Source organism: Stenotrophomonas riyadhensis (assembly GCF_040256885.1).
Lineage (GTDB): Bacteria > Pseudomonadota > Gammaproteobacteria > Xanthomonadales > Xanthomonadaceae > Stenotrophomonas > Stenotrophomonas riyadhensis.
Genome location: NZ_CP155568.1, coordinates 2894486 through 2921032 on the forward strand (window position 1 = coordinate 2894486; position 26547 = coordinate 2921032).

Genomic DNA, 26547 nt, shown 5'->3' on the forward strand with positions numbered 1-26547 from the left:
CGCTGAACGCGGGCCGGGATCCCCTCCCCCATCCCGGCCCACCCTGGCGGCCCCGCTTTGCGGGGCCGTTTTCTTTTGGACGCGCTAGGCTTGCGGCATGGACTACATCGTGACGACTGCGCACCGCAGCGAGTTTCCGCACCCGATCACCCTGCGCCGCGGGCAGGCGCTGGTGGTGGGCGAACGTTATGAAGGCCCCGAGGGCTGGGATGACTGGTTCCTGTGCGAAGCCGAGGGCCAGCAGCCCGGATTCGTGCCGGCGCCGGTGATCGGCCGCGATGCGCAGGGTGGCGCGTTTGCCACGGAAGATTACTGCGCGCGGGAACTGGATGTGGATCCCGGGCAGGTGCTGCGCGGGCAGCGCACGCTCAATGGCTGGGCGTGGTGCGTGCCGGAGACGGGCGAACCGGGCTGGGTGCCGTTGGAGAAGCTGCGGGTTGTGGGGTGATTGCGCGGTACATCCACGCATGGCGTGGATGTAGCCCGCATTGTAGATCCACGCCATGCGTGGATTCGGTGCCATGCAAGCATGGCACCCACCAGAGCCAGAGCAGTGCCAAGCAAGCATGGCACCCACCCCATCAGACTATCAGCCGATGGTTTCCAAGCCACCCATGTACGGGCGCAGCGCTTCCGGTACGGTGATGCTGCCGTCGGCGTTCTGGTAGTTCTCCATCACCGCGATCATCGCGCGGCCCACCGCCACGCCCGAACCGTTCAAGGTATGCGCCAGTTCCGGTTTGCCAGTGGCCGGGTTGCGCCAGCGGGCCTGCATGCGGCGGGCCTGGAAATCACCACAGTTCGAGCACGAGGAGATTTCGCGGTACGTCTCCTGCGACGGCAGCCAGACTTCCAGGTCGTAGGTCTTCACCGCCGAGAAGCCCATGTCGCCGGTGCACAGCAGCACCTTGCGGTACGGCAGGCCCAGCTTTTCCAGCACCACTTCGGCGCAACGGGTCATGCGCTGGTGTTCGGCGTCGCTGTCCTCCGGGCGGCTGATCGAGACCAGCTCGACCTTCTCGAACTGATGCTGGCGGATCATGCCGCGCACGTCGCGGCCACCGCTGCCGGCCTCGGCACGGAAGCACATCGAGTGGGCGGTCATGCGCAGCGGCAGGCGTTCGGCATCGACGATCTCATCGCGCACGATGTTGGTCAGCGGTACTTCCGAGGTCGGGATCAGGTAGCGCGTGGAGTCGCCCACGGCGGTCTTGAACAGGTCGTCCTCGAACTTCGGCAGCTGGCTGGTGCCGCGCAGCGAATCGGCGTTGACCAGCAGCGGCACGTTGGTTTCCTCGTAGCCGTGCTCACCGGTGTGCAGGTCGACCATGAACTGGGCCAGGGCGCGGTGCAGGCGCGCGATCGGGCCACGCAGCACGGTGAAGCGCGAGCCGGACAGCTTGGCGGCGGTCTCGCCGTCCAGCCAACCGTTGCGGGCGCCCAGTTCGACGTGATCGAGCACCTTGAAGTCGAACTGGCGCGGGGTTCCCCAGCGCGTCTGCTCGACGTTGTCGTTCTCGTCGGCACCGGCAGGCACGTCATCGGCCGGCAGGTTCGGAATGCCCATCGAGATCGCTTCGATCTTCTCGCGCAGCTCGTCCAGCGCCACTTCCGAGGCCTTCAGCTCGTCGGCGAAGGCAGCGACCTCGGCCATGATGGCCGACACGTCCTCGCCCTTCGCCTTGGCCTGGCCGATGGCCTTGGAACGGCTGTTACGCAGGCTCTGCAGCTCCTGGGTCCGCACCTGGATGCGCTTGCGATCGGCCTCCAGGGACTCCAGGGCAGACACGTCGAGCTCGAAGCCGCGGCTGGTGCGCAGGCGTTCGGCGAGGTCGGCGGGCTGGTGGCGGAGCAGGGCTGGATCAAGCATGGCAGGTGTCGTGGTAGGTATCAGGGATGGGATTATCGCTTGTTATACGGATTTCTGCCGCCCGGTTCATTCCCGGCGTGGCAGAATCGGGCTATTCCGTACTGGTCCGGTCCATGTCTGCACCCCGCTCGTCGTCCGCCAAGTCGTTCACTGTGCATATCCCGCGCAACGCCCTGAAGATCGCCGGCATCGCCTTCGGCGTGGGCATGCTGCTGTTCGTGCTGGTCTGGCTGACCGGCCGTGACAAGGAGTTCTTCCGCGCCGACCCGGCCGCACAGACCCCGCAGGAAACCGCCCAGGTCGAGCCCCTGCCGGAACCCTTGGCCGCTGCAGCCGGTTCCAGCGACATGCCTGACGCCAAGCCGGCACCGGTGGAGGAGGAAGCGCCGAAGCTGGTCGAAACCGCTCCGCCGCCACCCGCCCCGATCGCCGAGCCGGCCCCGGCCGCCCCGGGCGCGGCGCCGGCCGCGACCGGCAACAGCCAGCCGATGCCGATTGCTGGCCAGTCACCGCCGCCGTCATACCCCGCCGCCGCCCTGCGCGCCGGTGAAACCGGCACGGTGGTGGTACGCGTGGATGTGGATGCTACCGGCTACCCGAACAACGCCACGGTGATCCAGCGCAGCGGCTCACGCGAGCTCGACCGTGCCGCCACCGATGCCGTGCGCCGCTGGCGCTTCACCCCGGCGCAGAGCAATGGCCAGGCCGTGCCCGGCAGCATTGAAGTACCGTTCGACTTCAAGACGCAGTAACTGAACGCTTCCCGGCAGGCAAACTGAACCCTGCCGGTGGCGTTGACGCAACGCTGACACTTCTCGTCCGTGGCTCGGGCAACACTTCCCACGTCGTCAGTTGACGGAAGGAGTTTGCGATGACTGCCACCACCCACGAAGACCTTCATTCGCCGCAGCTGCAGCAGGATTCGAGCGTGCAGCACAAGCCCACGTCGCCCTGGATGTGGATCGCGCTGATCGTGGCGATGTTTGCGGCCGCCCTGCTGTGGCTGCGCCATTCCAACCAGGAGGATGTGGCGCCGGCACCGGTCGGTGAGCGCATGTTGCCCGCCCCTGAGCAGGCTGCGGCGACCGATGCAGCAGCACCTGCAACGCGCCAGGCTGCACCAGCCTCCCGCCAGCACAAGGCCGCACCGGCGATACGCAATCGCGAAGCGCGCCCGCTGGCCAGCAACCGCATGCCCACCTACCCCGCTGCCGCACTGCGCAGTGGCGTGCAGGGCAGCGTGATCGCCAGCCTGAATGTCGATACCCGTGGCAATGTCGCCAACGCTGCGATCGTTTCGCGCAGCGGCGAGCGCAGCCGCGACCTGGATCGTGCGGTGCTCAGCACCGTGCAGAACTGGAAGTTCCAGCCGGCGATGCAGGAAGGCCGTGCAGTAGCAAGCGTGGTGCGGGTCCCGGTGGATTTCCGCACCGAGCAGCGTTGATCGCGGACGAGGGGTTCGTGATGTTTCGACGGAGGCTTCGGCCTCCGTCCTTTTATGCGGAGAAGCGTGCCGACCAAGGTCGGCACCTACCGGGTGATGTGAGCGTGCCGACCAAGGTCGGCACCTACCGGGTGATGTGAGCGTGCCGACCAAGGTCGGCACCTACCGGGTGATGTGAGCGTGCCAACCCAGGTTGGCACCTACCGGGCGATATGAGCGTGCCAACCGAGGTTGGCACCCACCGGGTTGCGTCATCCGCCGGGCGTGGCCTTTCAGGCCAGATTGAACCCGGCGCTGCGCGCCAGGCCATCGAAGTCCGGGAAGGACGTAGCGACGTTGGCGATATCGTTGATGCGCACTTCGCCGTCACTGATCTGGCCGGCGATGGCGAAGGCCATGGCGATGCGATGGTCACCGTGGCTTTCGATGGTGCCGCTGCCCAGACGCACACCGCCGTGCAGGGTGGCACCGTCTTCGGTTTCGTCCACCTGCACGCCCAGCGCGCGCAGGCCGGTGGCCATCGCGGCAAGGCGGTCGGATTCCTTCACCCGCAGCTCGGCCGCACCGCTCACCACGGTCTGGCCTTCGGCGGCGGCGGCGGCCACGAACAGCGCCGGGAACTCGTCGATCATGTCCGGCACCAGTGCTTCCGGAATGCGTGCCCCCTTCAGCGGAGCGTAGCGCACCACCAGATCCGCCACCGGTTCACCGCCCTGCTCGGCCGGATTCTCTTCGGTGATGTCCGCACCCATCAAGCGCAGCGCGTGCAGCAGGCCGGTGCGGCGCGGGTTCAGGCCGACCTGCTTCAGGCGCAGCTCGGAGCCGGGAATGATGCTGGCCGCAACCAGATAGAACGCGGCCGAGGAGAAGTCGGCCGGCACCACGATGTCAGTAGCGCGCAGGCGCTGACCACCACGCAGGCGTGCCTTGCCGGGCGAGAATTCGATGTCCACGCCGAACGCGGACAGCATGCGCTCGGTGTAGTCGCGGGTCGGGTGCGGTTCGGTCACCTGGGTTTCGCCCCGCGCGTACAAGCCGGCCAGCAGTACCGCCGACTTGATCTGCGCACTGGCCACCGGCGAGGCGAAGTCGATGCCGTGCAGCGATTGCCCGCCATGCACGTGCAACGGCGGCGTCCCGTCGTCCTGGGTGTCGATCTTCGCGCCCATCTGCGACAGCGGGCCGGTGACACGGCGCATCGGGCGGCCGGACAGCGACTCATCGCCGATCAGCGTGCAGTCGAACGCCTGGCCCGCCAGCAGGCCGGCCAACAGGCGCATGCCGGTACCGGCGTTGCCGCAGTCCAGCGGCGCATCCGGCGCCTTCAGGCCGTCGATGCCGACGCCGTGCACGATGCGCTGCGACGGGCTGGGGGTTTCGATGCGCACGCCCAGCTGGCCGAAGATGCGCGCAGTGGCGCGGGTGTCTTCGCCTTCCAGGAAACCTTCGATATGCGAGGTGCCATCGGCCAGCGCGGCGAACATCACCGAGCGGTGCGAGACCGACTTGTCGCCGGGAATGGTCAGGCTGCCCTGCAGCGGCTGGCCCTTGCGGGCGATCCAGTGTTGCGCGTTGCTCATCGTTCGATCATTCCGTAAACGCCAGCAGCGCCGGCGATGCATCAGGGAGCGGCGGCCGTGGCCGCCGCGGCAGCACTCAGGGCACGGCCACCGGGTAGGAGCCCAGCACCTTGATCTGCGCCGAGTGCGCTTCCAGTTCGGCCAGCGCCGCCTGCATCGGCGCATCGTCGATGTGGCCGGCCAGGTCGATGAAGAAGCCGTATTCCCACTTGCCGTGGTGCGACGGCCGCGACTCGATGCGGTTCATGCTGATGCCGTGGCGGGCGAACGGGCTGAGCACGTCGAACAGCGCACCGGGCTTGTCATGGATGAACACCAGCACCGACGTGCGGTCGTGGCCGGAGGTCGGGAAGATGTTGCGGCCCACCACCAGGAAGCGGGTGGTGTTGTCGGCATCGTTCTGGATCGGCTTGGTGACCACCTTCTTCAGGCCGTACACGTGGCCGGCGCTCTCGCCACCAATGGCCGCCGCGTCGTCGGCGTTGCGCGCACGGCGCGCACCTTCGGCGTTGCTGGATACCGGAATCTTCTCGGCCTTCGGCAGGTTGGCGCGCAGCCACGCCGAGGTCTGCATGAACGACTGCGGGTGCGCGTAGATGCGCTCGATGTCCTCGATCCGGCCACTGCGCGACATCAGGTACTGCTGCACGCGCAGTTCCACTTCGCCACAGATCTTCAGGTTGGAGGTCAGGAACATGTCCAGGGTGATCTGGATGGTGCCCTGCCCCGAATTCTCCACCGGCACCACGCCGAAATCGGCGTTGCCCGCTTCCACTTCCTGGAACACTTCTTCGATGCTGGCCATCGGCAGGCCCAGCGCGGAGCGGCCGAAGTGCTTGAGCACGGCCTGCTGGCTGAAGGTGCCTTCCGGGCCGAGGTAGCCGATCTTCAGCGGCTCCTGCTGGGCCAGGCAGGCCGACATGATCTCGCGGTAGACGTGCACCAGCAGCTCATCGCTGAGCGGGCCTTCGTTGCGGTCCACCACCATGCGCAGCACCTGCGCTTCGCGCTCGGGGCGGTAGTAGTCGACGGCGGCGGCGAGCTTGCCCTTGGCCCTGCCGACCTGGTGGGCGAAACGCGCGCGCTCGGCGATCAGGCTCTGGATGTCGCGGTCAATCTGGTCGATCTTCGAGCGCACATCGGCCAGCGCCAGCGGCGCCAGGGTGGGTGCCGGGTTCGACGCGGCCTTGGACTTGCCCTTCGCCCTGGTGGACGCGCTGTCCTTGGCCGGTTCGGCCTTCTTCGGCGCCTTCTTGCTGGATTTGCTGCTTGCCATCGGAATTCCTTGTTGCGGGGCACGCACCCGACGGTGCGCGCCGTTCATTGCTCAGCCGTGACGCTGCTGGAAATCGGCCATGAAGGCGACCAGCGCCTCGGCCCCGGCCAGCGGCATGGCGTTGTACAGCGAGGCGCGGATGCCACCCACCACCTTGTGGCCCTTCAGCGCCAGCAGGCCGGCGGCCTTGGCTTCGGCGACGAAACGCGCATCGAGCTCGGCACTGGGCAGGAAGAACGGGATGTTCATCCGCGAACGTGCCGCGTGCGCCACTTCATTGCGATAGAAACCGCCGGAGCCGTCAATGGCGCCGTACACCAGCGCGGCCTTGGCGGCATTGCGCTTGGCAAACTCGGCCACGCCGCCTTCGGCCAGCATCCACTTGAACACCAGGCCAGCCAGATACCAGTTCCAGGTCGGCGGGGTGTTGAGCATCGAATCGCGGGCAACGTGCGAGCGGTAATCAAAGATGTCCGCACGCGGCTGGCCGCTGCGCTCGAGCAGGTCGCGGCGGATGATCATCACCGCGATGCCGACCGGGCCCAGGTTCTTCTGCGCGCCGGCGTAGATCACGCCATAGCGGCGCACATCCAGCGGTTCACTGGCGATGGACGAGCTGAAGTCGGCGATCAGCGGGACGCTGCCGGTGTCGGGCACATCACGGAACTCGACGCCGTGGATGGTCTCGTTGGCGGTGATGTGCACGTAGGCGGCATCGGGTGAGAGCTGCCAGTCGGCACGCGGCGGCAGCGTGCGGTAGCCATCGGCCTCGCTGCTGGCGGCAATGTTGACGTCGACGTAGACACCGGCCTGCTTGACCGCGGTCTTGCCCCAGTGGCCACTGACCACATAGTCGGCACGCTGGCCGGGGTCGGCGAAGTTGAGCGGGATCAGCGCCTGCTGGGTGGTGGCACCACCGGACAGGAACAGCACCACATAGTCTTCGGGGATATCGAGCAGGCGACGCAGGTCGGCCTCGGCCTCGGCGGCCACGGACATGAACTCCGCACCGCGATGGCTCATTTCCACGATCGAGGCACCGGTACCGTGCCAGTCCAGCATTTCCGCCTGCGCCTGGCGCAGGACCGATTCCGGCAAGGTCGCAGGGCCGGCACTGAAGTTGAACGCGCGCGTCATGTCACACCTGTGGGGCAAGACCCCTAGTATGCCGCAGTGCACCAGCCTTGCGGCCTAGTGCGGCAAGGGAAATTTGGTTTCATTGGAATCCATTGGCCGCCAGCACGGCGCCGGTAGTCGCCGACCTTGGTCGGCGTACGCCGCAGGCGTCACGCCCACCGGAGAAGCGTGCCGACCAAGGTCGGCACCTACCAGAGCGGATCCAGCGGATTCAGACCAGGAGCAATGCCCCGGTAGTCGCCGACCTTGGTCGGCATACGCCGCCAGGCGTCATCCCCGCCGAAGGAGCGTGCCGACCAAGGTCGGCACCTACCAGAGCGGATCCGACCGGTTCAGATCAGCGCGCGCCGAACCAGAGCAGCAGGCTGAGCAGTGCGGCCAGCAGCAGCGCACTCACCAGCAGCCACGGCCAGCGCCGGACCTTGCGCGGCGCGGCCGGCAGCACCGGGGTCTGTTCGGCCTCCTGGCTGGACTCGTCTTCCGCAGGCAGCGGACGCCGGCGCGGGTCGTGCGGCACTTCCAGCACGAACCGGTGCTGGCCATCGAACACCACCTGGTCGCCCGCCTGCAGCCAGCAGTGGCGCACGGCCACGCCATTGACCCGGGTGCCGTCGGCACTGCCCAGGTCACGCAGCAGCACGCGCTCGCCGTGCACTTCCACGCGGGCATGCTGTTCGGCGAACGCAGGATCGTCGATGGCGATGTCGGCGTCGTTGCCGCGGCCGATCAGGCGGGCCCGCGACAGGGTATAGCTGCGCCCATGGTGCAGCCCGCCGACGCCGCGCAGCAGCCGCTGCTGCTCATCGGAGCCATCGTCGTTTTTCGGTGCGGGCGCCTGCAGCAGGCTCTCGACTTCGCCCTGCAGGACCATTTCCACGCCATCCACGTACACCGCATCGCCTGCACGCAGCAGGGCCATCCGGCGAACCGGGCGACCATTCACGTGGATACCGCGGATACCGTTACCGACCTGCAGCCAGAGGCCGCGATCATCCATGCAGAACTGCGCCAGCAGAAGGGCACCGTTGCCGGCATCGCCGAGCCGCACACTACCGTTGGCCTGGCGCACGATGCGTTGCACCCCGGGCCGCAGCGGCTGGTCGGGCTGTTGTTGTTGACTGAAGTGAACAAGCAGGTTCTGCACGCGGCGCAGCCTAGCAGGTTGGTCGCCAACGAAGAAGAACCCACGATGAGTGCTTGGCGCGAAGGCCCTCGATGCGCACAATGCTCGCCCTCTATTGATCATCCCCGCCCTGCGCCAGGAGCCCGTATGTCCACCATCGATGTCCGCCACGCCCACGCCCTGCCCGACGCACAGGCGCGTGCCGCGATCGAACAGGTTGCCGCCAAGTTGTCCGAGCGCTTCGGCCTGAAGTCGTCCTGGACCGCCGATGTGCTGAACTTCTCCGGCAGCGGCGTGGACGGTGCGATCGAACTGCAGCCGGGCGCCGTGCGCGTCACCGCCAAGCTGGGCTTCCTGCTGTCGGCGATGAAGGGCATGGTCGAAGGCGAGATCCAGCGCGTGCTGAAGGAAAAGCTGGGCTGAACCCCGGCGGCCGCCGTCACGGCCGTGCAACGCCATCGCGCGCTACTCTCGGGACAGGCCCAACTCCCACGGGAAGTGCGATGAACCACTACGAAAACGACGACCGCCGCAACGACGACGCCTCTTTCGGTGACCAGGCCGAGCGCTTCTCGCGCAAGCTCAGCGATTCGGCCCAGCAGGTCTGGCTGGCAGGCCTGGGCGCCCTGGGCCGTGCACAGGCTGAAGGCAGCCGCTTCTTCGATGGCCTGGTGAAGGAAGGCGAAGCCTGGGAGGCCCGCCGCCGTGAACGCCACGGCGAACAGGGCCCGGGTTGGCGCGACAACGTCGAAACCTCGCTGGACGAGGCCCGGGAGAAGGCCTCCGGCACCTGGAACAAGGTTGAAAAGGCCTTTGATGACCAGGTGCAGGGCGTGCTCAAGCGCCTACATGTCCCCACTGCGGACGAGGTGACCGCGCTGGAAGCCCGCATCGACGCCCTGCATGCGCGCCTGGCCAAGCTGGAGAACCGTGCCGCTTCGGGCGCCGATGCTCCCGCCCCGGGCAGCCATCAGTCGCCCGACAGCGTGCCCTGAATGCCATTGTTGCAATGCAATAAATTTTGATTGACAATCGCGAGCAACCCGCCAATCGCTTCGGCTGCCGTTTGTTCCCTCCCCTCACGGCTTCAGGATTGGCGGGTTTTTCGTGTCCGCCATATACCGATCTGCGCGCGCCATCACGTTTCCTGTCAGGAACCTCCTGACCCAGCGATGCGGCACGACCTTTACACTGTCGTCCTCCGCATTCGCCCCTTCCGCGCACCTCCTGCATGCTCCCTTGGATCCTGGCCCTGCTGTCGGCCCTGCTTACCTGTTCCCTGGCCGTTGTCTATCTGTGGTGGATCAAGCGGCGGCAGAAGGAGATGCAACTCGGCCTGCAGGCCTTGGCTGGCATGCACTGGCGCGAATTCTCCGTGCTGGTCAAACGCATGCTGCGCGAACAGCGCGGCCTGCGTGAACTGAACGACCCGGCCGAGGAGTCCCGCGAGCCGAGCAGCGACTTCCTGCTCAGCGATGGTCCCAACCAGTGGCTGGTGTCCTGCAAGCACGGCCTGGCCTACCGCATTGGTACCGCCGCAGTGAACGAACTGGGGGCGGCCGCGCGCCTGGCCGGCGCCAAGGGCGGCGTGCTGCTGACCGAGGGCCGGATCGAACGCGACGGCCGCAGCGCCGCCGAGAAGCAGGCCGTCGAGGTGCTGGACGGCCCGCGCCTGTGGCCGTTGCTGCAGCCCTATCTACCGGCAGAAATCGAAACCCGTGTGCGCGCCAGTGCCCGCCATGAAGCCCTGCGCCGCATTGCCATAGCCGCGCTCGCCGCGGTGACGCTGGGCCTGCTGGTGGGACTGAGCCTGCAAGGGCTGCATGTGCAGGACGCTCCGCCCGTTGCCGAGGAGACGGGCGCCCCCGCGCCGGTTGCGCCTGCGGTTGAAGCGGCGCCCGAACTGGCGCCGGCCCCCGCCACCACACCGCCGACCACGGCGCCTGCGCCGACGCCCTCAACCGATGCGCGCAGCATTCCCAACCCGGATGCCGCCACGCTCGAGCGCTTCCAGGCCGATCTGTCCCGTGCCTTGGCTGGCAAGCCCGGCATCGCCAGCGGTGTCTGGCTGACCCGGCAGACGCTGGCGATCAACCGCACCGGCGAGCTGGACGCGGTGTGGCCGCAGGTCTGCGAGGAAGTGCTGCACTACCCCGCCCTGCGTAACGTGCGCATCCAGCTCAACGCCCGCCCTGGCGTGGATGAGCCCGTACGCTGGCGGCAGTGCGCTACGTATTGATTGGGGTGTCTGTAGATCCACGCCATGCGTGGATGCCTCTGTAGCGTCGAGCCACGCTCGACTCATCGCGCATCGCGCGAACAGCAGCCGAGCATGGCTCGGCTCTACATGGCGCCTGCTCAGCCCAATGCCGCGAGATGGGCGATGTAACTGGAGCGCGATTCACCCGCCGCTCTGGCCTGCGCATCCAGCCTCGCCAGGATCCGGCGTGGCAGGCTGATATTGACCCGCTCGATAGTGTCGTCCAGTAGAGCCGGATCAATGCAGATGTACGCAAGAATCCAACGGATGTCCTTGGATGCCTCGGCGGCGATTTTCTGCGGTGCCGAAGGTGTCGGAATCGAGCGTCCCTCATCCAGGGCCGCATCAATCCAGGCGAGCGCGGCCTCTTCCGCCGCAGTGAGCGCATCATCAAGCGTGTCGGCCGCCGAGAAGCACCCCGGCAGATCCGGAACGACCACACCCCACGCGGTGCGCTCATCACCTGCCTCGATCAAGACTGGATATCGCATGGGCCCTCCTACGTCAGTCCTGCGAGCTTCCGCAACGCCTGCACCAGCCCCCTTTGCCCAGATCCTTCCTTGGGTGAGGCACGGTGATGATGTGAGGGTGCTGCGGGTGCACGAATACATGATGGGATCCGCGAATCCGGCGACAGGTCCAATCTGCTGCCTCCAGATCCCGGATGAGGTCCCTGCTCTTCATGCGGGGACGATACACATCGTACACACGCCCCGACAGAGTTCAAGGCGACAGCGTGTCCCGAGCGGGGTCGACCCTACCTTGCCCCAGGCGCGAAGCGCGCCACCAGGTCCCAGGCGTCGCCGAGGAACACCTGACGCACACGGGTGATCGGCTGCTCACCGCGCCAGGTCAGGCGCTCGATCACCAGACAGGCGGTGCCCGGCTTCACCTCCAGCAGCTTGGCGGTGGCGGTGTCCGCGCCCCAGGCACTGATGCGGTGCTGGGCACGGGTCCACGAGACGTTCTGCAGCAGCCAGCTGCCCGGTGCAGTGGTGCTGAAATCGACCTCCAGTACCTCGGGCACGCCCACCGGGCTGATCAGGCGGTGCTCCAGCGCCAACGGACGGCCATCGGCCAGGTGCAGGCAGCGCATCGCCAGCAGCGTCTTCTGGCCGGCCAGCTCCACTTCACCGGCATTGCCAGCGTCGGCCAGGCGCAGGTCGCGCTGCAGCAGACGATAGGCGTACTGATGGCCGCGCGAGCCGACCTCCATCGCGATATCGGGAATCTCCAGCGCCACCTGCTCCAGGTGCGGGGGCTGCCGCGCCACGAACGAACCGGCGCGGCGGCGCCGCTCGATCATGCCGCTCTCGGCCAGCGCGGTCAGCACCTTGTTCACCGTCATCCGCGAGCAGCCGTACTGCTCCATCAGCTCGTGCTCGTACGGAATACGGAAGCCCGGCGCCCACTCTCCGCTGAGGATGCGGCTTTCCAGATCGCTGCGGATACGCTGGTTGAGCGTGGCGGACTTGCTGGCCTTCACGTGATGGGATCTCGGTAGCGGGATGCGATCAGCCCAGCACGCCGCGCAGGGCGGCAGCGAAGGCGCTGGTGATCGCCTCGCGCTGCAGGTGGCGGCCGTCGGCCACGCACTGGCGGCCATGGCGCCAGACCGATCGCAGCGCGCCATTACGTGCGGCGAACACCCAGCTGTCAAGCCATGCGTCGTCCTGTCGCGCCTGCAACGCGGGGTGCGAAGCATCCAGCTCGACCAGGTCGGCACTGGCGCCGACCTGCAGGCCGGCGGCCACACCCAGGGCCTGTGCACCGCCGTGCAGTGCGCCCTCGAACAGGAAGCGGCCGGTGCTGCGGGTGGCATCCGATGCCAGCACATTGCGCCCGCGCAGGGTCAGGCGTTGGCCGTATTCAAGCAGGCGCAGTTCTTCGGCCGCATCAATCAGCACATTGGAATCGGAACCGACACCGAAGCGACCGCCCTCGCGTGCGAACGCCTGCATCGGGAACAGGCCATCGCCCAGATTGGCCTCGGTGATTGGGCACAGGCCGGCCACGGCCTGGCTGGCCACAATGGACGCACGCTCGTCGTCGGTGATGTGAGTGGCATGCACCAGGCACCAGCGCGCATCCACCGGCGCATGGTTATACAGCCACTGCACCGGGCGCTGGCCGCTCCAGGCCAGGCAGGCCTCCACTTCGCGTACCTGTTCGGCGATGTGGATGTGCACCGGGCCGTCGGTAAGCGGCAGCAACGCACTCAATTCCTCGCCGGTGACTGCACGCAGGCTGTGCGGGGCAATGCCGAGCACCGCATCGGGCAGCGCGGCCAAAGACGGCTTGGCGGCGTCCAGCAGCTGCGCAAATCCCTCTACGTCATGGATCAGGCGTCGCTGCGCGGGGTTCGGTGCCGCCCCGCCGAAATCGGCATGCGCATAGAACACCGGCAGCAGGGTCAGGCCGATGCCGGTCTGGTCGGCCGCCGCCGCAATCCGCGCGCTCATCTCGGCACGGTTGGCATACGGCCGGCCGTCAGCATCGTGGTGCAGGTAGTGGAATTCACCGACGCGAGTGAAGCCGCTTTCCAGCATTTCCATGTAGGCCTGGGCGGCGATGGCCTGCACCGCGTCCGGGCGCAGATGGGCCAGGAAGCGATACATCAGCTCGCGCCAGCTCCAGAAGCTGTCACCGTCGCCGCCGCCGATCTCGGTCAGCCCAGCCATGCCGCGCTGGAAGGCGTGGCTGTGCAGGTTGGGCAGGCCCGGCACCAGGATGCCGACGCGGGTGTCGCCGTGCTGGGCGCCCTGCCCCGTGTGGATCGCCGTGATGCGACCGTCCTGCACCTGCAGGCGGACATCACGGGCCCAACCCTCGACCAGCAGGGCGTGGGCGGCATGGAAACTGTGCGGGGAACGCGAATCGGACATGGCTGGACAACCCGAAATGGACACCTATATTGTATAGACATATAAGCACAGCCGCGTTGTGGATGCCATGCACGTCGATACCCTCTGGTCCAACGTTCACCTGATCACCCTCGATGGCGAGGGGCTGGGTGTCATCCGCGATGGCGTACTGGCCTGCGCCGACGGTCGCATCGTCCATGTGGGTACCACCGGCAGCGATGCCCAGCTGCAGCCGACCACCCGCATCGACGGTGAAGGCCGCTGGATCTCGCCGGGCCTGATCGACTGCCACACCCATCTGGTCTACGCCGGCAACCGCGCCAACGAATTCGAGCAGCGCCTGCAGGGCGTCAGCTATGCCGACATCGCCCGTGCCGGCGGCGGCATCGTCTCCACCGTGCGCGCCACCCGCGCCGCCACGCCGGAACAGCTGGCCAGCGAAAGCCGGCCACGCCTGCTGGCGATGCGCGCCGAAGGCGTGACCACCCTCGAGATCAAGTCCGGCTACGGCCTGACCCTGCCCGACGAACGCAAGCAGCTGCAGGTCGCGCGCGCGCTGGGCGAGGAATGCCGGGTCAACGTGGTGACCACCTTCCTCGGCGCGCACGCGATTCCGCCGGGCCGCGAAGCACAGGAGTACACCGACGAGGTGTGCAACGTGATGATCCCGGCCATCGCCGCCGAAGGCCTGGCCGAAGCTGTGGATGTGTTCTGCGAGAACATCGCCTTCTCGCCGGCGCAGGCGCGGCAGGTCTTCGAAGCAGCGCGCGCCAACGGGCTGGCGGTGAAGATCCACGCCGAGCAGCTGAGCAACCAGCATGGCGCCGAACTGGCCGCCAGCTTCGGCGCACTCTCGGCCGACCATATCGAACACCTGGACGATGCCGGCATCGCCGCGATGGCGGCGGCCGGCACCGTCGCCGTGCTGCTGCCCGGCGCCTTCTATTTCACCCGCGATACCACCCTGCCGCCGATCGCGGCGCTGCGTGCGGCCGGCGTGCCGCTGGCGCTGGCCACCGACAGCAACCCGGGCACCTCGCCGCTGACCAGTCCGCTGCTGGCGATGAACATGGGCGCCACCCTGTTCCGCCTGACCGTGGACGAGTGCATCGCCGGCTTCACCCGTGAAGCGGCGCGCGCGCTGGGCCATGGCAACCGCATCGGCCGCCTGGCCGTGGGCCTGGACTGCGACCTGGCGATCTGGGACATCGACGCCCCCGCCGACCTGGTCTATCGCATTGGATTCAACCCGCTGCACGCGCGCGTGGTGCGCGGACAGCCCGACCTGCCTGCCTCCTGGAGCAACACATGAGCAACACCCTGGTTCTTCGCCCCGGCCATGTCACTCTCGCCCAGTGGCGGCAGGTCTATCGCGGTGCGCCGCTTGCACTGGACCCGGCCGCGCTGCCGGTGGTGCGCGCCAGTGCGGCGGCCGTCGCCGCCATCGTCGCCAAGGGCGCGCCGGTGTATGGCATCAACACCGGCTTCGGCAAGCTGGCCAGCGTGCGCATCGAGCGCGAAGACCTGGCTACCCTGCAGCGGAACATCGTGCTTTCGCATGCGGCCGGTGTGGGCGAGCCGATGCCGGCCAGCGTGGTGCGTCTGATGATGGCGCTGAAGCTGGTAAGTCTTGCCCAGGGCGCTTCGGGCGTGCGCGAGGAAACCCTGCTGCTGCTGGAAGCGATGCTGGTCAAAGGCGTGCTGCCGGTGGTGCCCGCACAGGGCTCGGTGGGTGCCTCGGGTGACCTGGCACCGCTCTCGCACCTGGCCAGCGTGATGCTGGGCGTGGGTGAAGCCTTCGTCGGTGACGAACGCCTGCCGTCGGTCGATGCACTGGCACGCGCCGGTTTGCAGCCGATCGAACTGGGCGCGAAGGAAGGCCTGGCCCTGCTCAACGGCACCCAGTTCTCCACCGCCTATGCGCTGGCCGGCCTGTTCGAGATCGAGACCGTGTTCCAGGCCGCGCTGGTCACCGGCGCGCTGTCGGTGGAAGCGGCCAAGGGTTCCGACACGCCGTTCGACCCGCGCATCCATGCCATCCGCGGCCAGCGCGGACAGATCGCCACTGCGGCCACGCTGCGCACGCTGATGCAGGGCTCGGACATCCGCGAATCGCACCGCGACAACGACGTGCGCGTGCAGGACCCGTACTGCCTGCGCTGCCAGCCGCAGGTGATGGGCGCAGCGCTGGACATCCTGCGCCAGGCCGCAACCACGCTGGAAATCGAAGCCAACGGCGTGTCCGACAATCCGCTGGTGTTCACCGACACCGGCGAAGCACTGTCCGGCGGCAACTTCCACGCCGAGCCGGTCGCCTTCGCCGCCGACATGCTGGCGATGGCGGTGTGCGAGATCGGTTCGATCAGCGAGCGCCGCCTGGCGATGCTGGTCGACCCGGCGCTGTCCGGCCTGCCGGCGTTCCTGACCCCGCGCCCGGGCCTGAATTCCGGCTTCATGATTCCGCAGGTGACCGCCGCCGCGCTGGTATCGGAAAACAAGCAGCGCGCCTACCCGGCCAGCGTCGATTCGATCCCGACCTCCGCCAACCAGGAAGACCATGTGTCGATGGCCGCGCACGGTGCGCGCCGCCTGATGCAGATGGCCGAGAACGCCGCCAACGTGATCGGCATCGAGCTGCTGGCCGCTGCGCAGGGCTGCGACTTCCACGCGCCGCTGCGCTCCAGTGCCGCGCTGGAAAGCGTGCGTGCCACCCTGCGTGCGCAGGTGCCGACGCTGGAAGAAGACCGCTACTTCCACCCGGACATGGTGACCGCCACGAACCTGGTGCGCAGCGGCGCGCTGGCACAGGGCTTGGCGGAGCTGCTGCCGACCGTGGAACCGCAGGCATGAATGTCCATCCCGAATGGCTGACGGTGCACGAAGGCGATGCCCCGCTGATCGTCAGCTTCCCGCATACCGGCAGCGAGCTGCCGCACGACCTGATCGGCGACTACCACTCGCCGTGGCTGGCCCGTCGCGACGCCGACTGGTGGGTGCACGAACTGTACGACTTCGTGCGCGGCATGGGCGCAACCACGGTGCGCTCGGCGATCTCGCGTTCGGTGATCGACCTCAACCGCGATCCCAGCGGTGCGTCGCTGTACCCGGGTCAGAACACCACCGGCCTGTGTCCGCTGACCACCTTCGACAACCAGCCGCTGTACCACGCCGGGCGCGAACCGGATGACGCGGAAATCGCCCGTCGCCGCGACACGTATTTCCTGCCTTACCACGATGCGCTGGCCGCACAGATCACGCGCCTGCGTGCGAGGTTCGGCACTGTCGTGGTGTATGACGCACACTCGATCCGCTCACATATCCCGCACCTGTTCGAAGGCGAGCTGCCGCAGTTCAACCTCGGCACCGCCGGCCCGTCCGGCGCACCGGACACGTCCTGCGACAACGCCTTGAGCGATGTGGTGGAGAACCTGCTGAAGATCAGTGGCATGAGCCAGGTGCGCAACGGCCGCTTCAAGGGCGGCTGGATCACCCGCCACTACAGCAACATCGCCGGCGGCGTGCACAGCCTGCAGATGGAACTGGCCTGCCGCGGCTACATGCACGAACCCCTGCCGGACCAGGTGGACGAACACAGCTGGCCCACCCCGCTCGACCCCGATCACGCCGCACCGCTGCGCCACACCTTGGCGCAGGTGCTCAACGCCTGCCTTGAATTCGCTACGAACCGGAGCGCCGCATGACCCGCAACGACCCGACCCGCACCATTGCCGCGCCGACAGGCACCACGCTCAACGCCAAGAGCTGGCTGACCGAAGCGCCGCTGCGCATGCTGATGAACAACCTGCACCCGGACGTGGCCGAACGGCCACAGGAGCTGGTGGTGTACGGCGGCATCGGCCGCGCCGCGCGCGACTGGGAGAGCTTCGATGCGATCGTCGAGACGCTCAAGCGCCTGGACGACGACCAGACTCTGCTGGTGCAGTCGGGCAAGCCGGTGGGCGTGTTCCGCACCCACGCCGATGCGCCGCGCGTGCTGATCGCCAATTCCAACCTGGTGCCGCGCTGGGCCAACTGGGACCACTTCAACGAGCTGGATAAGAAAGGCCTGGCCATGTACGGCCAGATGACCGCCGGCAGCTGGATCTACATCGGCGCGCAGGGCATCGTACAGGGCACCTACGAGACCTTCGTGGAAATGGGACGCCAGCACTTCGGTGGCGACCTGACCGGGAAGTGGCTGTTCACCGGCGGCCTGGGCGGCATGGGTGGCGCGCAGCCGCTGGCTGCCGTAATGGCCGGCGCCTCCTGCCTGGCCGTCGAGTGCCGCAAGAGCAGCATCGACATGCGCCTGCGCACCGGCTACCTGGATACCTGGACCGACAACCTGGACGAAGCGCTGCGCCTGATCGACGAGTCGTGCAAGGCGGGCACGCCGAAGTCGGTGGGCCTGCTCGGCAATGTGGCCGACGTGCTGGCCGAACTGCTCAAGCGCGGCGTGAAGCCGGACCTGCTGACCGACCAGACCTCCGCGCACGACCCGGTGAACGGCTACCTGCCGCAGGGCTGGACGGTCGAGCAGTGGGATGAGAAGCGCGTTTCCGGCCCCAAGGAAGTGGAGAAGGCCGCGCGCGCATCGATGGCCAACCACATCCGCGCCATGCTCGGCTTCCACGCGCTGGGCGTGCCGACCGTGGACTACGGCAACAACCTGCGGCAGATGGCACTGGAAGAAGGTGTGGCCAATGCCTTCGACTTCCCGGGTTTCGTGCCGGCCTACATCCGCCCGCTGTTCTGCCGCGGCATCGGCCCGTTCCGCTGGGCCGCACTGAGCGGCGACCCGGAAGACATCGCCAAGACCGATGCCAAGGTGAAGGAACTGATTCCGGACAACCCGCACCTGCACCGCTGGCTGGACATGGCTGCCGAGAAGATCAAGTTCCAGGGCCTGCCGGCACGCATCTGCTGGGTGGGCCTGGGTGACCGCGATCGCCTCGGTCTGGCCTTCAACGAAATGGTCGCCAACGGTGAACTGAAGGCACCGGTGGTGATTGGTCGTGACCACCTGGACAGCGGCAGCGTGGCGTCGCCAAACCGCGAAACCGAAGCGATGGCCGACGGCTCCGATGCGGTGTCCGACTGGCCGCTGCTGAACGCCCTGCTCAACACCGCCAGCGGCGCGACCTGGGTATCGCTGCACCACGGCGGTGGCGTCGGCATGGGCTTCTCGCAGCACGCCGGCATGGTGATCGTCTGCGACGGCACCGAGGCCGCGGCCAAGCGGATTGGCCGCGTGCTGTGGAACGACCCGGCCACAGGCGTGATGCGCCATGCCGATGCAGGCTATGAGATCGCGATTGATTGCGCGAAGGAAAAGGGACTGGATCTGCCGGGCATCCTGGGCTGATCGCAGGGGTGCCGGCCAGCGGCCGGCACTACCGCAAACGTAGGGTAGTGCCGGCCGCTGGCCGGCTCTCCCTGATGCAGGAATCGGTGCCCTTGACCCGCTCTCCCGCCGTGACCAACATGCGCCATCACCGCTGACGGATCACCGCGATGTACCGCACCCTTGCTGCCGCATTGCTCTGTGCCCTCTTCGCCGTTCCGATCGCTTCTGCACGTGGCGCTCCCGGCACTCTCTCTGCTCAGCTCGACACCCAACTGCAGGCCAACCGCGAGCGCTACGGCATCGCCGGCCAGGCGGTACTGGTCGCACACAACGGCCAGGTGCTTTATCAGGGCGCCAGCGGCGAACGCGATCCCGCTGCCCATGCGCCTGCCACTGTCGATACCATCTTCGCCGCGCAATCGATGGCCAAGCTGCTGACCAGCACACTGGTGATGCAGCTGGTCGACCAGGGCAAGGTGGATCTGGACGCGCCGGCCAGCCGTTATGTTCCGGACCTTCCGGCTGCTTGGCAGGCAATCCGCATACGCGATTTCATCAACCACAGTTCCGGTATCGGCGAGTACTACGATCGGGTGGACAACCGCTGGGTGAGCAAAGGCTACACCGGTGTGGCGCCTAACCTTGGCGCTGCACTGAACGTGGCCGGCGCGGCGCCGATGCAGTTCGCCACCGGCAGCCGCGTGCAGTACACGCAGGCCAACTACCTGGTACTGACGGCGTTGCTGGAAGCACATTACCGCAAGCCCTACCCGGCCATCGCGCGCGAACGCATCCTGCAGCCGCTGAAGATGACCCGCACTTCATGGGGAGCAGCCAGCGTGCCGGCGCAGCGCGCAGCGGTGCCGTACATCGGCAAGGACGGTCAGCTGCAGCCAGCAAACGAAGACCCCTGGCCGGACTACGGTTGGGGCCACGCCGACCTGCAGACCACCGTGGGCGACATGAACCGATTCCTGCAGGCGCTGGCGACCGGCAAGCTGCTGCGCACGGCGACCCTGGAAAAACTCTGGCAGCCGCAGAAACTGGCCGGCGGCGGCAGCAATTTCTTCTCCACGGGCTGGGACACCACCCGCAGCGACGGCTACACCCAGGTCGGCCACGATGGCGGCACCCGTGTACGTGCGCGGCTGGCCTACAAGGGCACCCTGGCCAGCGGCTACTGGGTGTTCGTGTACCTGACCAACGGCAGCGCCCGCAATGTCTGGTCGAGCACGCTGGTCGAGAGCACGATGGCGGTGGCCGCGCCGGAGGAGTTTCCGCATGCGGTATTGTCCGAGCGACTGATCGCGTATGCGCTGGATGACAGCGCCGGCGCGGCCGAAGCAGTGCATCGCTGGCTGCGCGACAGCAACAAGGTTGCTGCCAGTGAATTGGAACGCGCGATCAATGCCGATGGTTACGCGATCCGCGAAAGCCTCGGTGCACGCAAGGCAGTGAAGGTGTTCGCGCTCAACACCGAGCTGTATCCGGATTCGGCCAATGCTTGGGACAGCCTGGCCGAGTGCCATGCGGCGCTGGGTGAGAAGGAAACGGCTGATCGGCTGTATGCAAAGGCCAAGGCGCTGGCGAAGCCTGCTCCGTAGAGAAAAGCAGTCGAGCATGGCTCGACTCTACATGGATGCCACGTCACCCATACGCGAGCGGTGGGTGACGCGGGGCCGCCGACCTGTTAACTTGCGCGCCACTTTCGTGGTTTACAGCATTTCCGCATGTCGCTCTCGTCGTACCGCCCCACCCCGTCGCTGTTGTTCCTGGCCGTTTCCCTTGGCCTCTCCACCACCGCCGCTGCTGCGCCGCAGGCCACCACGCTGGATGCCGTGCAGGTCACCGCTGCTGCCGATGCCAGCGCCCAGGCGCGCGAGGCGCTGAAGCGCGTACCCGGCGCGAGCAACGTCATCGACGTGGCCAAGGCCGACAGCCGACTGTCCAGCAGTGCCGATGTGCTGGCCTACCAACCGGGCATCAGCGCGCAGTCGCCGGGTAATGAGGGCACCAAGATTTCGATCCGTGGCTCGGGCATCAACCGGGGCCCCGGCGCGCATGCCTCGGGTATTGCGGTGTCGATCGACGGCCTGCCACTGACCGGCCCGGGCGGCACGCCCTACGAGCTGCTGGAACCTCTGTGGCTGTCCCGCGTGGAAGTACTGCGCGGCGCCAACGGCTTCGAGCGCGGCGCGCTGGCGCTGGGCGGTGCCATCGACTACGTCAGCCGCAGCGGTCGTGATTCGGCGGGCGTACAGCTGCACTACGAAGCCGGCAGCCGTGGCTACCAGAAGCGCGGCATCAGCTGGGGCGGCGTCAGTGGTGATGTCGACTACTTCCTGGCCTACACCGATACCGAATTCGACGGTTACCAGCGCCATGCGCGCGGCGATGGCAAGGGCGCGATGGCCAACATCGGCTGGCAGATCACCCCCGACCTGCAGACGCGCTTCTTCGTGCGTTACCGCGAAACCAATCACGAAACACCCGGTCGCCTGACCCGCGACCAGATCCGCAACGACCCGCATGCGGTCAACCCGGCCAATCTGGCCATCGATGCGCGTCGCCCGCAGCCGGGCAGCACGTGGCTGGGCAACGTCACCACGCTGCAGATCGATGAGGATTCCTCGCTGCAGGCCGGGCTGGTCTACCACACGTACCCGATGGACTTGAACGAGAGCCTGTACCGCCAGCAGCTGGACTACGCCAACCTCAACGCCACGCTGGACTATCGCCACCGCCATCGGCTGTTCGGCCTGGACAGCGAAACCACGGTGGGCCTTCGCGTCACCCACGATCTGGACGCCGATGTGCGCGAGTCGCTGCGCTTTGCCAGCAACGGCTACGCCGCCGGTACGCGCACGCGTGACTTCCGCCACCACGGCACCGACAGCACGCTGCACGTCGGCAATTCCCTCACCTTGAACGACCGCCTGCGCATGCAGACCGGGCTGGCACTGATCAACACCCGCCGCGATGTGCAGGTGACCTGGCCGAGCAGCGGCGGCCGCCTGCGCGACCGCGACTGGGACTACGCGCCGCGACTGGGCTTCACCTGGCAGCACAGCGCGCAGACCCAGTGGTTCGGCAACCTCAGCCGCTCGGTGGAAGCACCGCATCCGTGGTCGATGATCTGGGGTTCCAAGCAGTACTTCGGGCCGGGCAATGGCCCGTCCACCGGCCGCCAGCGCGCGCCGGTACCGATGCAGAACCAGACCGCCACCACGCTGGAACTGGGCGCGCGCGGTGACGCGGCGCTGGGCCGCTGGGAACTGACCGGTTACTACGCACACGTGAACCACGAACTGCTGAGCGTCGAGCTGCAGCCGGTGCCGAACCTGTTCATCGCCGAGAACAACGCCAGCCCCACCGTGCACCGCGGCATCGAAGCCGGATTGGACAGCACGCTGTGGCAGGCAGCACCGGGCCGCCTGTCCTTGCGCCAGGCGTACACCTTCAGCGACTTCCGCTATCGCCACGATGCGCGTTTCGGCAGCAACCGTCTGCCCGGCCTGCCGCGCCACGCCTACCAGGCCGAGCTGCGCTTCGATCACGCCTCCGGCCTGTACGCTGCGCTCAATACCGAATACGCCTCGCGCATCGCCGTCGACTACGCCAACAGCTACTGGGCCGACAGCCGTGTGATCTTCGGCAGCCGCATCGGCTACGACGCACCCGGTGGCCGCTGGCAGGCCTGGGCGGAGATGCGCAACATCGGCAACCGCCGCTACGCCGCCACGGTCACACCGGGCTACGACGATGCCGGCAAGGATGTCGCCCGCTCGACGCCGGGCGAAGGTCGTGGCGTCTATGCAGGCGTGCGCTTGCGCTTTGACTGATGACCGCAGGCGGCGCCGGGTGTGATCCGGCGCCCTCTGCCCCTCTCGTCAATGGGCGTACTTCCAGGGCCGCAGTACGCGGCCATCCCATACGCCGCCCAGACCTCGTTCCGGGGGTTCGCTCATCCAGCGTCCCTGTTCCCGATGCAGTACGACCAGCTCCCGGTAGACGAAATCGACGGAGCACGAATCCCAGGCGACGGCGATCATGGCCCACCGCCCATCGCCGCTGAAAACGGGCCGGGTCAGATGGACGAACTGATCATACGGATGGGACGGCTGCTGCGCCGTTGATGCGCAGCCGCGCTCCCGCAGCGCTCGAAGACCTTCGGCATCCATCCGCTGCGCACCGGCCAATGCGGCTGCGGGTACTGGCGCGGGACGGCGATTGGCAGGAACCAGATCCGCCTGCAGCTGCAACCGCAGCGCGTGGATCTGCGGCGGCCACCGGTCGTCCAGCGGCAGGACCAGATCATCCACCTCCTGGCAGGTGGAGGCACTGCTGCCCGGCCAGCAATAGGGCAACGTCTGCTCCATCACGTAGATGTCCTGCCCCACCGGGTCGGTCAACTGCGGCTGCTCCTGCGGGCGCCATCGATCGACGGGGGCGGACGGCGTCTGCGGTGCGGTGGGCACGCCGCTCGACGGCAATGGCAGAACCGGCGTCGGCTGCGGCACTGGCGGGGCTGGAAGACGGAATGGAGGACCCTGCCGAATCACCAGCGCCATCGCCTCAGCCTGCATCTGCGCGGTTCCCAGGTTGACCGGCGGCGGACCGGTTTCCTGCTGCCACCTCGGGCGCAGGCTGCAGATTCCGGCCATGAGAGCCAAAGCCGACAGCGCCGCCGCCAACGATGCAATGCGCCGCCAGGCGATCCGCTGTTGGCAGTCACGGTCTGGCTTGAACGAGGTATCTGTCATCACGACTCCGGTAACGCGGGCCACAGGCCGTGGCCAAAGCTCATATAGCGGACAGGCTCCACTCGAACACGCTCCCATCCGCCCTTGCTGCGGTGCAGAAGGTAGAGGACGCGCATCGCCGTTCCTCCACTGCACAGATCCGAGGCGATCGATGCCATTGCCCAGTTCCCGTCCAGGCTGAACACAGGACGCTGCAGATAGACAACGCCCAGATCCGGATTGCCCGGGCCACCCGTGCATCCCTCGACGCCGCGTGCGCGCCGTTGCTGAAGCTCGTCCCACGTCATCCGTTGCGCTCGCACATGCGCAAGCTCAAACGCGAGGTCGGGTACGCGTACAGCCCGGCGGTTCGCAACCTGCAGCATCGCCTCCAGATGCTGCTGAAGTTGAAAGGACGCCGCACTGTCATCATCGCGCCACTCGACGACGTTGTGACGAACCTGGCAGACCGGGGCGGGGTCTCCTTCACCGCAGGCAGGCGCAGTCCATTCCATCACAGCGAATGGCATGTCGGGCTCCCGGTCGCGCGGCTCGAAGTGTGCTGGCGCGACATCTGCCAGTGGCACCTCCGCGGTCGCGAACCCACTGTTGCCGGTCAGCATCGCGGAGGAGACTGCCTTCATTGGAATCGGCGGTACCGGCGGCGTTCCTGGCGGTGTCGGTCGCAGGTCGATGAGCTCTGCCATCACCTCGGCCTGCATCCGTGCCGTTCCCAGGTTGATCGGAGGCGGGCTGACATCCTGCCGCCACTGTGGGCGCACGCTGGCCATCAGCGCTGCGCCAGCAGCCACGAACAGGACGACCGCTGTCGTCAGGATGTGCTTCCGTGCAATGCGCTGTCGCATGAAGCTCCTCGAAGAAATGAAGCAGGTTGGGATATCAGCCGGGAACGTGGCGCTACAGCGCTTGAATGACCTGCAGCAGGTGGGTCGCTCCTGGCGCCAGCGCCTGCGCAAGCCAACCCAGCACAGCGAAGAACAGCAGCAGGCCGAGCAGCGGCCAGATCGTGTGCGTCACGCATACCCGCCACCATCCCTGCTCCTGCATGCCCTGCATGCGCCGGTACAGGCCACCGGCGATGGCGGCGTCCACCAGCAGCTCGGCCATCAGCACCGGCGCCGCCCACACCACCCACACGCTGGCCAGCAGGACGGTCGCCACCAGCGCGACGATGCCGAGGATCGCGAGCAACGGCAGGCCCGCTTCGTCTTCGGCCAGGCCGGTCAACGGCAGCTCACCGGCATCGCCGCCGCTGACCCGCGCCGACTCATTCCACGAAGCTGACGCGCCGCCACCTCCGGAACGGCCACCGATGCCGTTCCACGGTGATTCCACGGCACTTCCGCGAGGCGATGGGCTGCCACTACCCACATCCGGCGACAGGCCATCCAGCACGTTGTCCCAGCGCCAGCGGATCCAGATCCACATCAGCAGCAGGAACACGCCATAGGCCAACAGCACGGCCATCGGGTAGCGAAGCAGCATTGCGTCGATACCGGCCAGACGCAGCAGATGCGAGGCAAGGAAACCGGCCGCACCGGTCAGGGCCACGATCAATGCCATCTGCAGGCGCGGCCAGCCGCGTTGCTGCAGATGCTGCCGCGCGCGCACGACTTCACTGCCGCGGTTCATCGGCAACTTCAACGGGCTGCGTGAAAAGAAACGGGTGCGTTTCATCGGCGCCAACGGATGCCGCGGATCGTGCAGCGTGGAAGCTCGAAAACCTGATACTGCATGCGGACATCCTTGCCGGGCACGCGTAAGCGGTGGTGGGCGGATTCTACCGCGGGCAGGTCCGCTGTCCAGACGGCGGACCTGGGCGGCCGTTCCTCAGCTGCGGTCGATGATCCGCACGATGCGACCGTCCTCAAAAGCGAACTCGCTGCGTCCCTGCAGGGCCAGTTCCGTGCCCGCGCCCGGACCATCTGGAATGTCCTGCGCGAACACGCCACGCCAGCCGATGCTGGCCAGCGCCACATCATCCTCGAACGTCAGCTCAAGCAACCGCTGCTCGCGCTCGTGGAACATCTGGGCCGATTGCCGCGCCAGTTCGCCGAAGGCATCGATGCCTTCGGTGACCATCGTCAGCTGGCCACCGCTATGGTTTTCGAAGCGCACGTTGTGCGCCAGCACCGCCAGCATGGCATCGATGTCGAAGCGGTTGTAGGCCAGCAGGTAGTGCTCGATCAGGTAGCGGCAGTGCGATTCGTCCATGGCGGCGTCCAGTCAGGGCCTGCGCCGAGTCTCCCGCGACCGTGCAGCCGGATCAAGGCGGCGCAGCGGCTTTCAGCAACTGCGCGGCCACCTGGTCGAACGGGCCGATGTCCTGCAGCGCGCGGCACATCGCCACCGCACCTTCCACGCTGGCAATCACCAGGCTGGCCAGTCCGGCCGCCGCGGCCGGGTTGTGACCTTCGGCGACGAACGCCGCCGCCAGGTGGCCCTGCCAGCGCGCGAACACTTCGGCAGCAGCGGCACGCGGCTGGCTGGGCATGGCCTCCACCGGCTCCTCAACCGCAGCGGCCAGCACCGGGCAGCCAGCGCGGAAATCGGTGCGCAGCAGGCGCTCGCGCCACATCGCCAGGAACTGCTGCAGGCCCTGCACTGCGCCGCCCTTCAGCAGCTCCACCAGCAGCGCTTCGATCTTGTCGCCGGCCATATGAGTGGCGCGCGCCAGCAGCTCCTGCTTGCCGCCGGGAAAGTGGTGGTAGGTGGAACCCAGCGGCGCCTCGGCCAGCTTGGTCACCTCACGGATGCTGGTGGCATTGAGGCCCACACGCGCCAGCATCTGTGCCGCAGCATCAATCACGCGTTGTGGCGCATCAGAGGGGCGCGGGCTCACGGCAGGCTCCTTGCCAGGACAGTCGTCATAGATTAGCGTAC

26 protein-coding genes are annotated in these 26547 nt (G+C 67.3%); 12 read left to right on the plus strand and 14 right to left on the minus strand.

Annotated features, from left to right (window positions below):
* The first annotated feature begins 97 nt into the window (after positions 1–97).
* On the plus strand, positions 98–448 hold the full coding sequence (locus SriyCCGPB3_RS13555) for a ligand-binding protein SH3 (RefSeq protein ID WP_110712764.1): 351 nt from the start codon (positions 98–100) through the stop codon (positions 446–448).
* Positions 449–589: 141 nt separating this feature from the next.
* On the opposite strand, the gene serS is transcribed toward SriyCCGPB3_RS13555, so the two are convergent.
* Positions 590–1870, minus strand: coding sequence for a serine--tRNA ligase (gene serS / locus SriyCCGPB3_RS13560; RefSeq protein WP_350259412.1), 1281 nt, complete (start codon positions 1868–1870; stop codon positions 590–592).
* Between the two features lie 113 nt (positions 1871–1983).
* Here serS and SriyCCGPB3_RS13565 point away from each other — a divergent pair, with 113 nt between their 5' ends.
* Both SriyCCGPB3_RS13565 and SriyCCGPB3_RS13570 read left to right on the plus strand, forming a co-directional pair.
* On the plus strand, positions 1984–2622 hold the full coding sequence (locus SriyCCGPB3_RS13565; protein ID WP_110712765.1) for an energy transducer TonB: 639 nt from the start codon (positions 1984–1986) through the stop codon (positions 2620–2622).
* A gap of 119 nt (positions 2623–2741) precedes the next feature.
* On the plus strand, positions 2742–3314 hold the full coding sequence (locus SriyCCGPB3_RS13570) for an energy transducer TonB (protein ID WP_153856023.1): 573 nt from the start codon (positions 2742–2744) through the stop codon (positions 3312–3314).
* Between the two features lie 272 nt (positions 3315–3586).
* On the opposite strand, the gene aroA is transcribed toward SriyCCGPB3_RS13570, so the two are convergent.
* The 4 genes from aroA to SriyCCGPB3_RS13590 all read right to left on the minus strand — a co-directional run bounded on the left by aroA (position 3587) and on the right by SriyCCGPB3_RS13590 (position 8451).
* Positions 3587–4894 (minus strand): 3-phosphoshikimate 1-carboxyvinyltransferase, encoded by a 1308-nt coding sequence (gene aroA, locus SriyCCGPB3_RS13575; protein ID WP_350259413.1) that lies wholly within the window; start codon positions 4892–4894, stop codon positions 3587–3589.
* A gap of 76 nt (positions 4895–4970) precedes the next feature.
* Positions 4971–6170 (minus strand): prephenate dehydratase, encoded by a 1200-nt coding sequence (gene pheA, locus SriyCCGPB3_RS13580; RefSeq protein ID WP_350259414.1) that lies wholly within the window; start codon positions 6168–6170, stop codon positions 4971–4973.
* A 51-nt stretch (positions 6171–6221) separates the two neighbouring features.
* Entirely contained in the window at positions 6222–7307 is a 1086-nt protein-coding gene (gene serC, locus SriyCCGPB3_RS13585) for a 3-phosphoserine/phosphohydroxythreonine transaminase (RefSeq protein ID WP_350259415.1), read from the minus strand.
* A gap of 337 nt (positions 7308–7644) precedes the next feature.
* A complete protein-coding gene (locus tag SriyCCGPB3_RS13590) occupies positions 7645–8451 on the minus strand; it encodes an FHA domain-containing protein (protein WP_132810424.1) in 807 nt (268 codons plus the stop codon).
* 126 nt (positions 8452–8577) lie between these two features.
* Here SriyCCGPB3_RS13590 and SriyCCGPB3_RS13595 point away from each other — a divergent pair, with 126 nt between their 5' ends.
* The 3 genes from SriyCCGPB3_RS13595 (at position 8578) to SriyCCGPB3_RS13605 (ending at position 10669) form a co-directional block, all read left to right on the plus strand.
* Entirely contained in the window at positions 8578–8853 is a 276-nt protein-coding gene (locus SriyCCGPB3_RS13595) for a polyhydroxyalkanoic acid system family protein (protein WP_005417302.1), read from the plus strand.
* Between the two features lie 80 nt (positions 8854–8933).
* A complete protein-coding gene (locus tag SriyCCGPB3_RS13600; protein WP_110712770.1) occupies positions 8934–9425 on the plus strand; it encodes a phasin family protein in 492 nt (163 codons plus the stop codon).
* A gap of 236 nt (positions 9426–9661) precedes the next feature.
* Positions 9662–10669, plus strand: a complete 1008-nt coding sequence (locus tag SriyCCGPB3_RS13605; protein WP_180855557.1) for a restriction endonuclease — start codon at positions 9662–9664, stop codon at positions 10667–10669.
* 119 nt (positions 10670–10788) lie between these two features.
* Here SriyCCGPB3_RS13605 and SriyCCGPB3_RS13610 read toward each other — a convergent pair whose 3' ends face one another.
* From SriyCCGPB3_RS13610 to SriyCCGPB3_RS13625, 4 genes are all read right to left on the minus strand, one after another.
* Entirely contained in the window at positions 10789–11181 is a 393-nt protein-coding gene (locus SriyCCGPB3_RS13610; RefSeq protein ID WP_134951390.1) for a type II toxin-antitoxin system HicB family antitoxin, read from the minus strand.
* A gap of 13 nt (positions 11182–11194) precedes the next feature.
* The gene (locus tag SriyCCGPB3_RS13615; RefSeq protein WP_258011666.1) at positions 11195–11374 is read right to left on the minus strand and encodes a type II toxin-antitoxin system HicA family toxin; all 180 of its coding nucleotides are present in this window, start codon (positions 11372–11374) and stop codon (positions 11195–11197) included.
* A gap of 73 nt (positions 11375–11447) precedes the next feature.
* Positions 11448–12176: a histidine utilization repressor gene (gene hutC / locus SriyCCGPB3_RS13620; protein WP_350259416.1), complete on the minus strand. Its 729-nt coding sequence runs from the start codon at positions 12174–12176 to the stop codon at positions 11448–11450.
* 28 nt (positions 12177–12204) lie between these two features.
* A complete protein-coding gene (locus tag SriyCCGPB3_RS13625) occupies positions 12205–13575 on the minus strand; it encodes a formimidoylglutamate deiminase (protein ID WP_350259417.1) in 1371 nt (456 codons plus the stop codon).
* Positions 13576–13642: 67 nt separating this feature from the next.
* On the opposite strand from SriyCCGPB3_RS13625, the gene hutI reads away from it, so the two are divergent.
* From hutI to SriyCCGPB3_RS13655, 6 genes are all read left to right on the plus strand, one after another.
* Positions 13643–14866, plus strand: a complete 1224-nt coding sequence (gene hutI / locus SriyCCGPB3_RS13630) for an imidazolonepropionase (protein ID WP_180855554.1) — start codon at positions 13643–13645, stop codon at positions 14864–14866.
* Complete coding sequence (gene hutH, locus SriyCCGPB3_RS13635) at positions 14863–16404, plus strand: histidine ammonia-lyase (RefSeq protein WP_180855553.1); 1542 nt, start codon at positions 14863–14865, stop codon at positions 16402–16404. Before hutI ends, hutH begins: the two co-directional genes overlap by 4 nt.
* Positions 16401–17255: an N-formylglutamate deformylase gene (gene hutG / locus SriyCCGPB3_RS13640; RefSeq protein WP_153856019.1), complete on the plus strand. Its 855-nt coding sequence runs from the start codon at positions 16401–16403 to the stop codon at positions 17253–17255. Before hutH ends, hutG begins: the two co-directional genes overlap by 4 nt.
* Positions 17252–18919, plus strand: coding sequence for a urocanate hydratase (gene hutU / locus SriyCCGPB3_RS13645; protein ID WP_350259418.1), 1668 nt, complete (start codon positions 17252–17254; stop codon positions 18917–18919). The genes hutG and hutU overlap by 4 nt, the downstream gene beginning before the upstream one ends.
* 149 nt (positions 18920–19068) lie before the next feature.
* The gene (locus SriyCCGPB3_RS13650) at positions 19069–20505 is read left to right on the plus strand and encodes a serine hydrolase domain-containing protein (RefSeq protein ID WP_350259419.1); all 1437 of its coding nucleotides are present in this window, start codon (positions 19069–19071) and stop codon (positions 20503–20505) included.
* Positions 20506–20631: 126 nt separating this feature from the next.
* The gene (locus tag SriyCCGPB3_RS13655; RefSeq protein WP_350259420.1) at positions 20632–22743 is read left to right on the plus strand and encodes a TonB-dependent receptor family protein; all 2112 of its coding nucleotides are present in this window, start codon (positions 20632–20634) and stop codon (positions 22741–22743) included.
* A 48-nt stretch (positions 22744–22791) separates the two neighbouring features.
* Here SriyCCGPB3_RS13655 and SriyCCGPB3_RS13660 read toward each other — a convergent pair whose 3' ends face one another.
* The 5 genes from SriyCCGPB3_RS13660 to SriyCCGPB3_RS13680 form a co-directional block, all read right to left on the minus strand.
* Positions 22792–23664 carry a hypothetical protein gene (locus tag SriyCCGPB3_RS13660; RefSeq protein ID WP_180867141.1) on the minus strand — a complete coding sequence of 291 codons (873 nt, stop codon included), beginning with the start codon at positions 23662–23664 and terminating at the stop codon, positions 22792–22794.
* The gene (locus SriyCCGPB3_RS13665) at positions 23664–24509 is read right to left on the minus strand and encodes an energy transducer TonB (protein WP_350259421.1); all 846 of its coding nucleotides are present in this window, start codon (positions 24507–24509) and stop codon (positions 23664–23666) included. The genes SriyCCGPB3_RS13660 and SriyCCGPB3_RS13665 overlap by 1 nt, the downstream gene beginning before the upstream one ends.
* A gap of 52 nt (positions 24510–24561) precedes the next feature.
* Entirely contained in the window at positions 24562–25341 is a 780-nt protein-coding gene (locus SriyCCGPB3_RS13670; RefSeq protein ID WP_350259422.1) for a hypothetical protein, read from the minus strand.
* Between the two features lie 153 nt (positions 25342–25494).
* Positions 25495–25878: a nuclear transport factor 2 family protein gene (locus SriyCCGPB3_RS13675; protein WP_153856014.1), complete on the minus strand. Its 384-nt coding sequence runs from the start codon at positions 25876–25878 to the stop codon at positions 25495–25497.
* A gap of 52 nt (positions 25879–25930) precedes the next feature.
* Entirely contained in the window at positions 25931–26506 is a 576-nt protein-coding gene (locus SriyCCGPB3_RS13680) for a TetR/AcrR family transcriptional regulator (protein WP_110712785.1), read from the minus strand.
* Positions 26507–26547 lie beyond the last annotated feature (41 nt).